Source organism: Streptomyces sp. NPDC018045 (assembly GCF_044327445.1).
GTDB lineage: Bacteria > Actinomycetota > Actinomycetes > Streptomycetales > Streptomycetaceae > Streptomyces.
Window position 1 is genome coordinate 71,546 of sequence record NZ_JBIRFL010000020.1, and the last position, 13,780, is coordinate 85,325.

Genomic DNA, 13,780 nt, shown 5'->3' on the forward strand with positions numbered 1-13,780 from the left:
CTTTCCGGGTGTTTCCTGCGTGCTGTTCCGGTCGTTGCTGGGACGCCGGCCGGAGCGGCGGAGCACGGCCGCCGGGAATCGGGCCTCGTGGGCGGTGCGTGACCGGGCCGGGGCCGGGACCTGACCTTGGCCGGGTCTGGTGGCCGCACCGTCGCGCCCCGGGGAACGGACTCCTAGGGTGGGACGCCGGAACCGGAAATCTTTCCGTCCGCTCCCAGGAGGTTGCCGTGAGCGTCAGCGCCAAGGGCACGTACCTGATCAAGAACGTGAGCAGCGGCCTGTACCTGACCGTCAAGGGCCACACCAAACAGACCCCAGCGGACATCGTCCAGGAGAGGCTGCTCGACTGGCCGCAGCGGGCCGCCCAGGCGTGGCGGCTGGATTCCGCGCCGGGCGGCGAGCGCACCTTCCGCCTGCAGAACCAGCACAGCGGCGGGTACCTCCAGGTCCGCCGGTGCGGCAGGGACAAGGGCACCCCCCTGGTCCAGGAGCACCAGGAGGAGAACACCCCGGCGTACCGCAGCCAGTCGTGGCAGCTTGTCGACGAGGACCCGTACCGGATCTCCAACCTGCACAGCGGTCTGTGGATGAACGTGCGCAACAACGCCGCCGCCGCGGGCGCGGCGATCGACCAGTCGACGGAGAACACCGGTGCCTACCGCACCGCCGAGCAGTGGATCTTCGAACCGGTCGAGGCGCGCGGCGGTGACCCGATCTTCGACGCGCTGTCCGGCCTGCTGGTGGAGCCGGGCGGCGGCATCATCTCGACCGTCACGCACGTCTTCAAGGCGTCGCTGGAGGCCGCCGGGGGTGTCTTCGGGACCGTCGCCAAGTTCGTGCCGGGCGACACCACGCCGTTCGTGCGCTTCGAGGGCTTCCGCGGCGACGAGGTCATCCGGTTCTCCTCGCGCAACCGCGTCGAGGAGGGGCCGCGCAAGATCAGTACGCGGTTCCCGCACCTGCCCAAGGAGTTCCACGGCGGCTTCGACTTCGTCACCCGGGCGCCGCGGCACAGCGATCGGACCTACCTCGGCGTCAAGGGTGACCTGACGGTCGCCTTCTCCGACAAGGGCAACGACGGCATCGACCGGACCGAGGAGTACTTCCCGTCCCGGGAGCTGGAGCCGTACGGCCGGGTCCTGGAGGCGGCGCCCGCGCGGCCCGACGACTCGCAGTACCTGCTGTTCTGCGAGCAGGCCACGGTGCTGATCGACGGGCGGTTCCGCGCGCCGGACATCCGCGAGGTGCAGCCGATGCCGATGGGCCAGTTGCCCCAGGGCTGGCAGGCCCCGGACGCGGTCGCCTCCGCCACGGTCGGCGACGAGGTGCACTTCTTCGCCACCAAGGGCACCGAGTACACCGTCTTCACCCTGCGCGACCTGATCCAGGGGCCCGCGCCGGTGCTGCACGCCTATCCTTTCCTGCTGGGGCTGTGGGCATAGTCTTCCGGCCGCGCGCGGCCGGGTGGCCGGCGGCCGTCTCCGTCCGGTCACCCGGTTCCGCCCGCCGCGGCGGGGCCGGTGACGGCCGGCGGGTCACTCCTCCAGGGCTGCCGCGATGCGGTCGAGGTCGGTGAGCAACGCGGTCATGCGCTGGGCCGGGACCGCGTCGACCATGCGCTGTTCGACGGCGTAGACCGCGGCCTGGACGGCGGTCAGGCGGGCGTGGCCCGCGTCGGTGAGGCGGGCGGGCCGGGCGCGGCCGTGTTCGGCGGTGGCGGGGCGGGTGATCAGGCCGGCTTCCTGGAGGCCCCGCAGGACGACGTTTCCGGACTGCCGGGTGACGAAGGTCGCGCGGGCGAGGTCGGCGTTGGACATCCCCGGGTGCAGGGCCAGGAGTTCGAGAGTGGCGTACTGCGGCACGGTCAGCCCGTGCTCGCGCAGGACCTTGTCCATGGCGCCCCGCAGGGCGGCCTGGGCACGTTTGAGCAGGTATCCCACGTGCTGGGTGACGTCCTTCGCGGGGTGCGGGGGCACCGGCGGCTCGCTCTCCATCATGTCAGCATTTTGACACAGGAGTGGCGCCGCCCTAGTCTCCGTGATGTCAAAGTCCTGACATCACTAAGCGAGGAAGCCCCATGCCCGCACCCGCCTCCGCACCCGTGCCCGCCACCATCGACGGCCCCGACTTCGTCGCCCTGCAAGTCCGCGACGTGGCCGCGGCAGCGGCTTTCTGCGAGCGGCACCTGGGCCTGCGCCGGGCCGCCGTCTCACCCCCGCACGCGGTCGTCTTCGACACCACGCCGACCCCGTTCGCGATCCGCGCACTGCTCCCCGGCGTCGACCTCGCCGACACCGCCCGGCCCGGCCTGGGGGTGGTCATGTGGTTCCGTACCGCGGACGCCCACCAGCTCCACGACCAGCTCGTCGCCGCCGGAGTCAAGATCCTCACCCCGATGGCGGACAGCCCCTTCGGCCCGGTGTTCTCCTTCGAGGGCCCCGAGGGCTACACCCTCACCGCCCACGGGGGCTGAGCACACCGCCGTCCCCCTCGCCCTCGCCGGGCCCTTCTCGCCCCCGGGCCCACGGCCGTCGAGACCGTACGGGCCCAGCTCGCCCGCCGATACGGGCCCGCGTCCACTGCCCGGGCCGGCCCCCGCACCGGGACAGGGCCCGGCGGGGCCACCCCGCGGAACGTCAGGTGAGGTCGAACTCGCCGTCCCGGGCGCCGAGGACGAAGCCGCGCCACTCGGCCGGGGTGAAGACCAGCGCGGGCACGTCCGGAGTGCGCCGGTTGCGCATCGCGATCCAGCCCTCCACGAAGGCGACCTGCACGTCACCCATCCCCTGACTGCTCGACTGCCACGCGGCGCCCGTCAGGTCGAGTTCCGGCCTGGCCCTGTCCGCGAGCCGCTGTTCCACGATGCCCTCGGCCACGTCGCTGCTCCTCCCGGTTCGGCGTCGCGGTCAGCCTAGTCACCGCGCCCGGTGTCGGACAGGGCGCGCTTCAGGTGGTGGGTGGCTCGGCACCGACGAGCCACATCGAGAAGAACTGGGAGCCGCCTCCGTAGGCGTGGCCCAGGGCCCGGCGCGCGCCGGGGACCTGGTGCTCCCCCGCCTGCCCGCGTACCTGGAGAGCCGCCTCGGCGAAGCGGATCATGCCGGAGGCGCCGATGGGATTGGCGGACAGCACCCCGCCGGAGGGGTTGACGGGCAGGTCGCCGGCCAGCTCCGTCACCCCGGACTCGGTGAGCTTCCAGCCCTCGCCCGGCGCGGCGAAGCCCAGGTTCTCCAGCCACATCGGCTCGTACCAACTGAAGGGCACATACATCTCCACCGCGTCGATCTCCCGGCGCGGGTCCGTGATCCCGGCCTGCCGGTACACGGCCGCCGCGCAGTCCTTGCCCGCCTGCGGCGAGACGAAGTCCTTGCCCGCGAAGAGGGTCGGTTCGCTGCGCATCGCCCCGCCGTGCACCCAGGCGGCGGGCCGGGGCGCCCGCCGCGCGCCCGCGCGGTCGGTCAGCACCATCGCGCAGGCGCCGTCGGAGGACGGGCAGGTCTCGGAGTAGCGGACCGGGTCCCACAGCATCGGGGACGCCTGGACCTTCTCCAGGGTGATGTCGTGCTCGTGGAGGTGGGCGTACGGGTTCTTCAGCGCGTTACGGCGGTCCTTGTACGCGACCAGGGAGCCGACGGTGGCGGGCGCACCCGTACGCCGCATGTACGCGCGTACGTGCGGGGCGAAGAAGCCGCCCGCACCGGCCAGCAGCGGCTGCTGGAAGGGGACCGGGAGCGACAGCCCCCACATCGCGTTGGACTCGGACTGCTTCTCGAAGGCCAGGGTCAGGACGGTGCGGTGCACCCGGGCGGCGACGAGGTCGGCCGCGACCAGGGTGGTGGAGCCGCCGACCGAGCCGGCCGTGTGCACCCGCAGCATCGGTTTGCCGGCCGCGCCGAGCGCGTCGGCGAGGTACAGCTCGGGCATCATGACGCCCTCGAAGAAGTCGGGGGCCTTGCCGATGACCACGGCGTCGATGTCCTGCCAGGTCAACTCGGCGTCGTCGAGGGCACGTCGGGCCGCCTCGCGGACGAGCCCGGCCAGGGAGACGTCGCGGCGCGCGGCGACGTGCCGGGTCTGGCCGACGCCGACGACGGCGACAGGCTCTTTGAACGCTGCGGGCTTGGACGCCGTGGCCCTGGAGGCTGGGTGCTTGGGCGCCGTGGTCTTGGACGCTGTCATCTCGGGCGCTGCGGACTCGCTCATCGGGGTTCCCCTTCGAGTACGGCGACCAGGTTCTGCTGGAGGCAGGGGCCCGAGGTGGCGTGGGCCAGGGCCCGCCGCGACACCCCGTCGCGGATGCGCGACGCGGCCTCGCCGATCCGGATCAGGCCGGTGGCCATCATGGGGTTCGCGGCGAGCACGCCGCCGGACGGGTTGATCCGTACCCGGTCGTCCAGCCGCAGCGCCTTGCGCAGGACGACCTCCTGGGAGGTGAAGGGCGCGTGGAGTTCGGCGGTGTCCACCGGCCGCTCGAAGGCCCCGGCACGCTCGGCGGCCAGCCGGGCGGACGGCGAGTCGGTGAGGTCCCGTACGCCGAGCCCGTGGGCCTCGATGCGGTGGTCCATCCCGCGGATCCAGGCGGGCCGGCCGGACAGCCGCCGCGCGGTGTCACCGGCCGCGAGGACCACGGCGGCGGCGCCGTCGGTGACGGGCGGGCAGTCGCCGGCGCGCAGTGGCCGGACGACGTACGGACCGTGCGGTACGGGGCCGCTGAGCTGGGCGTGCGGGTTGGCCGCCGCATCGGCGCGGCTGCGGGCCGCGACTCCGGCCAGCGCCGCCTCGTCGGTGTCGCCCGCGTCGATGAGGGCCTGGGCCTGGAGGGCGGCCAGGGAGACGGAGTCGGGCCACAGGGGAGCGAGACAGTAGGGGTCGAGCTGGCGGGTGAGCACATCGCGGACCTCGCCGGACGAGGACTTGCCGTACGCGTACACGAGCGCGGTCTCGGCGTCGCCGGTCAGCAGCTTGACCCACGCCTCGTACAGCGCCCACGCGCCGTCCGTCTCGACGTGCGACTCGGCGATGGGCGGCCAGGCGCCGACGCTGTCCAGCGCCATGGTGAAGGAGAAGGCCCGCCCGGCCAGGTAGTCCGACGACCCCGAGCAGGTGAAGTCGATCTCCCCGGCCCGCAGGCCCGCCTGGCCCAGAGCGTCCTGGAGCACCGGCAGCAGCAGTTCGGCCTCGGAGACCTCGGCGGTGTCGCGGGCGTGGTCGCTCTGCGCGAAGGCGACGACCGCGATCTCGCGCACGGGCGCGGGCGCGGCCGGGCCGGGTGCCTCGGCGGGGGCGGGGGTCGCGGCCGGGCCGGTTGTCGCGGACATCAGACCAGCTCCTTGTAGCTGTCGTAGTCGGCGTCGGGCTCGCCGGTGGGGCGGTAGTGGTCCGGGTAGCGGCCGTCGTCGCGCCACACCGGCTCCACCCGCAGGCCCATGCGTACCTCGTCGTACGGGATGCCGCCGATCCGGGCGTGCAGGGCGAGGTCAGCGCCGTCCAGGGCGATGTGCGCGTACACGTACGGGACGTCGATGTCCAGGTTCTTCGCCTTGATGTTGACGATGCAGAAGGTGGTGACGGTGCCCTTGGGGCCGACCTCGACCTGGTCGCGGGTGGCCACGCCGCAGGTGGGGCAGGCGCCGCGGGGCGGTACGTACACCTTCCGGCAGGACGGGCAGCGCTCGCCGACGGTCCGGTGCTCGGCGAGGGCGGCGAGGTAGCGGGTCTGGGCGCGGCCGGGTGAGTAGGTGTAGTCGAGGCGGGCGGGGACGGTGACACCGGTGACGAGGTCGGCGAACTCCCCGCTGTGCGGCGCGGCTTGTGCCACGGCTCCGCCCTCGTACGGCTCGAAGCACGCGATGTCGGTGATGGCGCCGGTACGGTCCGCCGCCCATCGGACGCGTACCCGCATCCCGGTGTGCACGGCCTCCGGGCCGGGTGCGTCCAGGGCGTGCAGCAGCGCCGTGTCCGCTCCGTCGAGACGGACCAGCACCCAGGCGAACGGGGTGGCCAGCGGCTGGCAGCGGCGCGGGGCCGGGTTCCAGGCCCAGGTGGTGACGGTGCCGGTGGCGCCGACCTCGACGAGGTCGCGGATCTCCTCCGCCGTGACCGGGTCGTACTCGACGGGCGGCACCAGCACCCGCCCGTCACCGGCCCGGACCCCCAGGACGACCCGCTCGCGCAGCCCCGTGAGGAAGGCGCTCAGCACGGGCCCGAGGGACCGGGTGAAGGGGAACTCGACGACGAGCGGGGCCGACAGCACGTCGGGGGTGCGGGAGGTCGGGGGCATACGGGCTCCTCGCTTCCGTACGGAGGCCGGGCGCGGCGGGGGCCGCACGGCGGAGTCAGGCACGGCGGGGACATGGACGGCCGGGACGTGGACGGCAGGGACGTGGACGGCAGGGGCAGGCGCTGCGCGATCAGGTGCGGCACGGTCCGGTGCCGTGCGATCCGACGCCGCGCGATCGAGTGCCGCACGGTCAGGCGCGCCGGAAGACGGGCGGGCGCTTCTCGGCGAAGGCCCGCGCGCCCTCCTTGGCGTCGGCGGTGTCGAAGATCGGCCAGCCGCGTTCCAGTTCGGCCTTGAGTCCGTCCTCCTCGGTCATCGCCGCGGACTCGTGGACGGACGCCTTGACCGCCTCGACGGCGAGCGGGCCGCACGCGTTGATCTGCGCGGCGATCTCCAGCGCCGTGCCCAGCGCGTCACCGTCCGGCACGACGCGGCCGATCAGCCCGATGCGCGCGGCCTCCTCGGCGGTGTAGGGGCGCCCGGTGAGCAGCATCTCCAGGGCGTGGGTGCGCGGGATCTGGCGGGCGAGGCGGACGGTGGAGCCGCCGATGGGGAACAGGCCGCGCCGTACCTCGAAGAGCCCGAACGTGGCGCCGCGCCCGGCCACCCGGATGTCGGTGCCCTGGAGGATCTCCGTACCGCCGGCGACGCACGGCCCCTCGACGGCGGCGATGACCGGCTTGCGCGGGCGGTGGTGGCGCAGCATCGCCTTCCAGTGCAGGTCGGGGTCGGCCTTCAGACGCTCGCGGTACCGCTCGCCGTCCATGCCCCGGCCGGCCAGTGCCTTGAGGTCCATGCCGGCGCAGAAGGCGCCGCCCGCGCCGGTGAGCACGATCGAGCGCACGGAGTCGTCCTCGTCGGCGGCGGTCCAGCCGTCGTACAGGCCCACCAGCATCGGCAGGGAGAGCGCGTTCTTCGCCTCCGGCCGGACGAGGGTGAGCACCAGGGTCGCGCCGTCGCGTGCCACGGTGAGGTGTTCGGTCCCGCCCATGCGTCCTCCTGTGCGTACGGTCGCGTACCGGACCTGTCCGCCGCCGTCCGGCCGACGCCCGTCCGCCCGGAACGTAGAACAGGTTGCAGCAGCCGGGGGCCGACTTCAAGAGTTTTCTGACAGTCAGTCAGTTTCGTGCGCTCCGCCCCTTCCCCCGTACGGCGCGCGGCGCTCTAATGACCGCGAGCCGACGCCGCCGCCCGTACTGGAGGAGACGTGGAATACAACCTCGCCGATCTGTTCGAGTCGGTCGTCGACACGGTTCCCGGCCGCGAGGCGCTGGTCTTCCTCGACCATCCGGGTACGGGCGCGGAGCGCCGGCTCACGTACACCGAGCTGGACCGCGCCGCCAACCGCCTCGCCCACCACCTGCGCGAGCACGGCGTCACCCCCGGCTCCCACGTCGGCCTGCATCTCTACAACGGCGTCGAGTACCTCCAGACCCTCTATGCCTGCCTGAAGATCCGTGCCGTACCGGTCAACGTCAACTACCGGTATGTCGAGGACGAGCTGGCCTACCTCTACCGGGACGCCGACCTCGTCTCCCTGGTCTTCGACGCGGAGTTCACCGGCCGGGTCGCGGCCGCGCTGCCGCGCGCGGAGCGGCTGCGCCACCTCATACGGGTGGGTACGCCGCCCGCGGACGCCCCGGCGCCCGCCATCACCCCGGTGCCGTTCACGGACGCCGAGGCATCCGGTTCCCCCGACCGCGGCTTCGCACCGCGCTCCCGCGACGACCGGCTCGTCATCTACACCGGTGGCACCACCGGAATGCCCAAGGGCGTGCTGTGGCGGCACGAGGACATCTTCTTCTCCGGCATGGGCGGCGGCGCGCCGACCGGCGAACCGGTACGGCGCCCCGAGGAACTGGCCGAGCGGGTCGCCGCCGGCGGGGAAGGACTCGTCTTCTTCCCCACACCCCCGCTGATGCACGGCACCTCCACCCTCACCGCCTTCATCGCCTTCCACTTCGGCCAGAAGGTGGTCCTGCACCGCAAGTTCGTACCGGAAGAGGTGCTGCGCACCGTCGAGCGCGAGAAGGTGACCAGCATCTCGCTGGTCGGCGACGCGATGCTGCGGCCGCTCTCGGACGCGCTGGCGGGGCCGCTCAAGGGCACGGACTGCTCCTCGCTGTTCAGCGTCAGCAGCTCCGGGGCGATCCTCTCGGAGACCGTACGGGCCCAGTTCGCCGCGCTCGTGCCGGGCGCCCTGCTGCTCAACAACTTCGGCTCCTCCGAGTCGGGCTTCAACGGCACCGCCACCGGTGACTCCGGGCCCGGCCGGGGCTTCCGGTTACGCGTCAACGCGCACACGGCGGTGGTCGACCCGGCCGCCCCCGTACCCGCCCCGGTGGCACCGGGCGAGGTGGGACGGCTCGCGCTGCGCGGGCATGTACCGCTCGGCTACTACAACGACCCGCGCAAGACCGCCGAAACGTTCTTCGAGGCGGACGGCGAGCGGTGGGTGCTCCTCGGCGACATGGCGACCGTCGACGAGGCGGGCGTCGTCACCGTCCTCGGCCGGGGCTCGCAGTGCATCAACTCGGGCGGCGAGAAGGTGTACCCGGAGGAGGTCGAGCAGGCGCTGAAGGCCCACCCGGACGTGTACGACGCGCTGGTGGCCGGGGTACCGGACGAACGGTGGGGCAGTCGGGTCGCCGCGGTCGTGCAACTCCGCGACGGGGCCGCGCCACTGGACCTGGAGGCGGTGCAGGACCACTGCCGCACGCGGCTGGCCGGGTACAAGATCCCGCGTTCGGTCGTCTTCACCGAGCACATCCAGCGCTCCCCGAGCGGCAAGGCGGACTACCGGTGGGCGAAGGCGGTGGCTTCGGGGGTGGGGGGTGTGTAGGGCTGGGTGTGTAGGGGTGGGTGTGTAGGGGTGGGTGTGTAGGGGTGGGTGTGTAGGGGGGTGTGGGGGGACGTGGCGTTTCGTAGGGGCGGGTCGTCTCTTTCGGGGCCTGTCGTCTTGTCAGGTTGTCAGGGGGCTTCCGGGGCCCTCCGGCAGGTGCCGGCTCCGTGGGGCACGGTTCCCGCGTCGTACGGGCCGGGCTCCGGCCGCCGCCCCGACGGCGGCCGGAGCCTCTGACCGGCTGGTTCAGACGGTACGGCGGTGAGGGTGGCGCGGCTGACACACCCGGGAACCGGTGTGCGCCGCGCCTGGCCGGGGTATGACGGCGAGAATCTTCGACATGAGGGGTTCTCCTGAGTGGGAGGAAGGGGACACCCGCACGGTTGCCCGCGCCCCGCGCCGGGTCGACAACCGGTTCCGTCCCTTCACCCGCTTGGCACACGACGTGCCCCCCGAATGCAGCAAACCGGGGTCCGCGCCAAGGGTGGGAAGGGGCCCGGCGGCGGTTCTAACCTGAAGCATGGACTTCGACGGCGCGGAGCTCGGAGGCGCCCCCTCCGGTACGTACGGCATCCGGGTACGGCTCGACCCCGCTGAGCACGATCCCCGCTCCGGCACGGCATCGCTGTGCACGGCGGGGCCGGTGGTGCCCGTCCTGCTGCCCGGCGGGGTGTCCGCCTGGCTGGTGACCCACCATCAGGCCGGGCGGGCGGTGCTGGCGGACAGCCGCTTCGTCAAGGACATCGGCGCCTGGCGCGCCTGGCGCAGCGGTGAGGTCCCCCGCTCCTGGCCGCTGGCGCCGCTGCTGACCGTCGCCAACATGACCACCGCGACGGCGGGCGACCACACCCGGCTCCGCGCGCCGCTGGCCCGCGCGTTCACCGCGCGCCGCGTGGAGCAGCTCAGGCCGCGCGTCGAGGAGCTGACCGGTGAGCTGCTGGACGGCCTCGCCGCGGGCCCGCCCGGGGAACCGGTCGAGTTGCGGGCCCGCTACGCCCACCCGCTGCCGATACGGGTCATCTGTGAGCTGTTCGGCGTGCCCGACAGCCGCCGCGACCGGCTGCGGTCGCTGTGCGGGGCCCTGTTCGGCGCCCCGTCGGACGCGTCCGAGGCGCTGGCCACCCACCGCGAGCTGCGCGCCGCGCTCGCCGGTCTCCTCGGCGAGAAGCGGGACCGGCCCGGGGACGACCTGACAAGTGCGCTGGTGGCCCCCGGCACCCATACGCTCAGCGAGGCCGAACTCGTCGACACGCTGCTGCTGATGATCGTGGCCGGCCATGAGACCACCGTGAACCTCCTGGTCAACGCCGTGTACGCGCTGCTGACCCACCCCGGCCAGCTCGCCCTCGCGCGGGGCGGACAGGTGCCGTGGAGCGCGGTGGTCGAAGAGGTGCTGCGCTGGGACCCGCCGGTCGCCCACTTCCCGTTCCGCTACGCGCTGTGCGACGTGGACGTGGCCGGCCGGACCATCCGCGCGGGCGATCCGGTGATGCTCTCGTACACCGCGTTCGGCCGTGATCCCCGGCAGCACGGGCCGGAGGCCGGGCGCTTCGACATCAGCCGAACCCCCACCCGCCACCTCACCTTCGGGCACGGCATCCACCACTGCCTCGGCGCACCGCTGGCCCGGCTGGAGGCGGCCGTCGCCCTGCCCGCGCTCTTCGCGCGCTTCCCCGGCCTCGCCCTGCACGACCCGGAGCGCCCGCCCGCCCGCCGCCCGTCGGTGGTCTTCAACGGCCTCCGCGAACTGCCGGTGCTCCTGACACCGGAAGGCGCGCGGACGCGACCGCCACGGCCACCACAGCCGCGCGACGGGGCGTGATGGCGGTGCGGGCCTGTGGCGTCGGGGGCCGATCCGAGGCGTCAGGGTCCCGTTCGTGGTGTCAGAGTCCGGTCGCGTCAGAGGCCGGTCATGGCGTCAGAGGCCGGTTCTCGCTGCCGCACACGGATCGTACGGACCGGGCCAGCGCCACCGTGTGCAGGGCGTCCAAGCGCCGCTCATGCCGTACGTGCGCGGCGGCGGCCGCCAGTGAGGGGACGCAGCGCGGTGACGTCCGCGCCTCCCCGGACGCGGCGATCGCCCGTACCAGCGCGTCGGTGACGCGGTTGATCTCCTCGCGCACCTCGCCGAGGTCCGGCCGCCCGGCCGGAACCTGAGCGGGGTCGGCGGCCCACCGGCGGTGCAGTTCGCGCTGCACGGTCTTGTTCGCCTCGATCTGGTCCCGGAAGATCCGGGCGGCCCACCGCGGGTCGGTGCCCAGCTCCGCCGCCCGCCGCGCCACCGCGTCCAGCACCTGCTGCTCACGCGCCGGGTCGTCGACGGGGCTGTCCGTGCCCCACTTGGCGGCGGCCACCAGGTCGGCGGTGGCGAGGCGGCGGGCGGACAGGACGGCGAGGGGGCGCAGCGCGTGGGCGCCCCGGGACGCCGACTCGGGTGCGGTGCGCGCTGTGGCGGGCATCGGAGTGGCGCGTGCCGTGGGGGTGTGTGGTGTCGCGGGTGCCGGAGTGGCGCGTGGCATGGCGGTGCGTGTGGTCGCGAGTGCCGGGTCGGCGTATGCCGTCGTCGGTGCGGCGGTGAGGAGGGCGGTCGCGGCGGCGGCCGTGGTCACCAGCCTGCGCAGGGGTGTTCGCGCGTTCCGTGCCACCGTCAGCCCTCCCGGCCACTCGCTGGTCGTCACCGGCCGTCCGTACCCGTATCGCTGCGCGCTACGGCGCCCCGGCGTGGACATGCCGCGGTGATCCTACTGCGGGCGGTGCGGGAGCGAGGGGCGTACCCGCTCCCGCACCGGCTGCTTCCGTACCGCTCAGCGCCTCGCGTGCAGAATGCGGTGCTCGAAACGGGCGAAAGCGACCTCCTGGCGCCACTCAAGGGCGGCCTTCAGGTTCTTGGCGAGGAACCGCGTGCAGGCCGCACGTGGCTCACGTGCTCCGGGCCGCTCCATGCGGCACGGGCTCGCCAGTTCATACGCACGCTGCCCATGATTCCGATCGCCCCACAGCCCGCGGCCCGGGAGGAAGGCATGGTCCAGGGAAGCGCGCGCCAGATCCTTCAGTTCGCGGTACCGGAGGCCGTAGGTGGCAGCCGCGTACCGGTACTCGCCACTGATGTCGCTGCGCGAGACCCCGGGGTCGTCGGTGGCGAGCACGACCGGTACGCCGTACCGCCGGTAGAGCGGGAACGGATGGTCGGCGCCGGAGACCCCGAGGATCTGCCGGTTGCTCGTGAACGGCACTTCCACCGCGATACCGCGCCGCGCCATGGTGCGCAGGAGGTCGGGCGCGTTGTCTTCGTGCGCGATGTCGACGCCGTGGCCGATGCGCTCCGCGTGTCCGGTGCGCACCGCCTCGTTGATGTGGAAGCGCAGATCCTCGGGCTTGACCAGGCCGGGGACGAGTTCACCGGCGTGCAGCGTGATGTGGGCCCGCGGGTAGACCCCGTGCAGGTAGTCCAGCATCCGCATGTGCAGCCGGTAGTTGCGCAGCGCGTTCTTCTCGTCCTCCGGCTGTACGAGATTCACCGCGACGTACCGGCGGTCGCGTTCGGCGAGACGCATCCCGAGCGCCATCTGGGTGAAGACCCGCTCGGGCGTACCGCCGCGCGACACCTGCGAGATGTACCGGACGGTCAGCCGGCAGCCCGGGCCCGGTCTGGCGGTGTCGCAGCCCGCCGCCTTGCGGAACTCCGCGGTGCCCTTGTCGATCTCCCGGCCCGCCTCGCGTACGAGCTTGTCCAGTTTCCCGCCGGACACCAGCAGTTGGTGCATCCGGCGCAGGTCGGCGTGGTAGCCGACCTGCTGGGAGAGCTTCTTGCCGCCGTCGGAGGCGGGCGTCAGCATCGTCTCCAGGTAGAACTGGTTCTGCCGGGCCGCCGAGTTCGCGACATCGGCCAGCAGCTTGCCGCCGTTGCGCCAGGTGACCTCGCCGAACTTCCCGAAGGTTGCGAAGAAGTGGTCGTGCCCGGACTCACCGGACGCCGACGAGAAGTCCTGCATCGACCAGGCCCGAAGAATCTGCCGGTGGAACGCGCGGTCCTTCCGGGCCTGCACCGCCGGACGCGTCCCCGGACCGCACGGAGCGGGGCGGGCGGTCATCGTCCTGGTCTCGATGCAGAGGCCGTCGTCCCCGGCCAGTTTGATCAGCAGTTCGGTCGAGGCCGCGCCGGACAGGTGGTTGTGCAGATCGCCGCCCTTGGGCAGGCCGCGGAAGAAGGCGCGCAGCGCGGCGGGCCGCTTCCTGATGCCGTCCAGGTAGGCGGAGACCCGGCGTTCGGCACCGGTAGGGGCGATGACCGTACGCCCGAGGGCCGCGTCCGGGGCGGACGCGGCCGGTGCGGCCGGGTCCCAGGCGGCCGTGTCCGGGGCCGGCGGTGCGGCGAGCGCGGAGGACGGCAGCAGCGACAGTACGGCCAGCACGCCCGCGCCCAGCACGAAGGGGGCGGACCGGCGGCACCGTCGGCGATGACGAGGGTTAGTGATCACCGGCTCATCTTGGCGAGTCCGGCGCGCCCCGAAGACGACGCCATGCGGATCTGCGTCCCCTCAGGTGAACAAGATCCCGCGGATGCACCGCCCCGGCCACGCGGCCGGGGCACACGACCGGGCACACAATGGGGGACGCGACCGGGGCACGCGGCCGGGCGGGCAGGCAGGGGCGGTGAC

The 13,780-nt window shown here is 73.2% G+C and carries 12 protein-coding genes; 4 read left to right on the forward strand and 8 right to left on the reverse strand.

Going from position 1 to position 13,780, the window contains the following annotated elements:
* The first annotated feature begins 227 nt into the window (after positions 1–227).
* The gene (locus ACH4EB_RS30040; protein ID WP_398351108.1) at positions 228–1,442 is read left to right on the forward strand and encodes an RICIN domain-containing protein; all 1,215 of its coding nucleotides are present in this window, start codon (positions 228–230) and stop codon (positions 1,440–1,442) included.
* Positions 1,443–1,535: 93 nt separating this feature from the next.
* Here the strand turns inward: ACH4EB_RS30040 and ACH4EB_RS30045 are convergent, their stop codons facing one another.
* Entirely contained in the window at positions 1,536–1,997 is a 462-nt protein-coding gene (locus ACH4EB_RS30045) for a MarR family winged helix-turn-helix transcriptional regulator (protein ID WP_398351109.1), read from the reverse strand.
* 104 nt (positions 1,998–2,101) lie between these two features.
* On the opposite strand from ACH4EB_RS30045, the gene ACH4EB_RS30050 reads away from it, so the two are divergent.
* Positions 2,102–2,473, forward strand: coding sequence for a VOC family protein (locus ACH4EB_RS30050; protein WP_398351173.1), 372 nt, complete (start codon positions 2,102–2,104; stop codon positions 2,471–2,473).
* 163 nt (positions 2,474–2,636) lie between these two features.
* On the opposite strand, the gene ACH4EB_RS30055 is transcribed toward ACH4EB_RS30050, so the two are convergent.
* From ACH4EB_RS30055 to ACH4EB_RS30075, 5 genes are all read right to left on the reverse strand, one after another.
* The gene (locus ACH4EB_RS30055) at positions 2,637–2,876 is read right to left on the reverse strand and encodes a DUF397 domain-containing protein (protein WP_398351110.1); all 240 of its coding nucleotides are present in this window, start codon (positions 2,874–2,876) and stop codon (positions 2,637–2,639) included.
* Between the two features lie 70 nt (positions 2,877–2,946).
* Positions 2,947–4,179, reverse strand: coding sequence for a thiolase domain-containing protein (locus ACH4EB_RS30060; protein WP_398351174.1), 1,233 nt, complete (start codon positions 4,177–4,179; stop codon positions 2,947–2,949).
* Positions 4,180–4,199: 20 nt separating this feature from the next.
* Positions 4,200–5,246, reverse strand: coding sequence for a thiolase domain-containing protein (locus ACH4EB_RS30065; RefSeq protein WP_398351175.1), 1,047 nt, complete (start codon positions 5,244–5,246; stop codon positions 4,200–4,202).
* Between the two features lie 71 nt (positions 5,247–5,317).
* The gene (locus tag ACH4EB_RS30070; protein WP_398351111.1) at positions 5,318–6,280 is read right to left on the reverse strand and encodes a Zn-ribbon domain-containing OB-fold protein; all 963 of its coding nucleotides are present in this window, start codon (positions 6,278–6,280) and stop codon (positions 5,318–5,320) included.
* 190 nt (positions 6,281–6,470) lie between these two features.
* Positions 6,471–7,271, reverse strand: coding sequence for a crotonase/enoyl-CoA hydratase family protein (locus ACH4EB_RS30075; protein ID WP_398351112.1), 801 nt, complete (start codon positions 7,269–7,271; stop codon positions 6,471–6,473).
* 216 nt (positions 7,272–7,487) lie between these two features.
* Between ACH4EB_RS30075 and ACH4EB_RS30080 the strand changes: the two genes are divergently transcribed.
* Together ACH4EB_RS30080 and ACH4EB_RS30085 are read left to right on the forward strand one after the other, a co-directional pair.
* A complete protein-coding gene (locus tag ACH4EB_RS30080; protein ID WP_398351113.1) occupies positions 7,488–9,122 on the forward strand; it encodes an acyl-CoA synthetase in 1,635 nt (544 codons plus the stop codon).
* A gap of 520 nt (positions 9,123–9,642) precedes the next feature.
* A complete protein-coding gene (locus tag ACH4EB_RS30085) occupies positions 9,643–10,944 on the forward strand; it encodes a cytochrome P450 (protein ID WP_398351115.1) in 1,302 nt (433 codons plus the stop codon).
* A gap of 88 nt (positions 10,945–11,032) precedes the next feature.
* Here the strand turns inward: ACH4EB_RS30085 and ACH4EB_RS30090 are convergent, their stop codons facing one another.
* Both ACH4EB_RS30090 and ACH4EB_RS30095 read right to left on the reverse strand, forming a co-directional pair.
* Complete coding sequence (locus ACH4EB_RS30090; RefSeq protein ID WP_398351116.1) at positions 11,033–11,800, reverse strand: chorismate mutase; 768 nt, start codon at positions 11,798–11,800, stop codon at positions 11,033–11,035.
* A gap of 126 nt (positions 11,801–11,926) precedes the next feature.
* Entirely contained in the window at positions 11,927–13,600 is a 1,674-nt protein-coding gene (locus ACH4EB_RS30095) for an adenosine deaminase (RefSeq protein WP_398351117.1), read from the reverse strand.
* Positions 13,601–13,780: the final 180 nt, after the last annotated feature.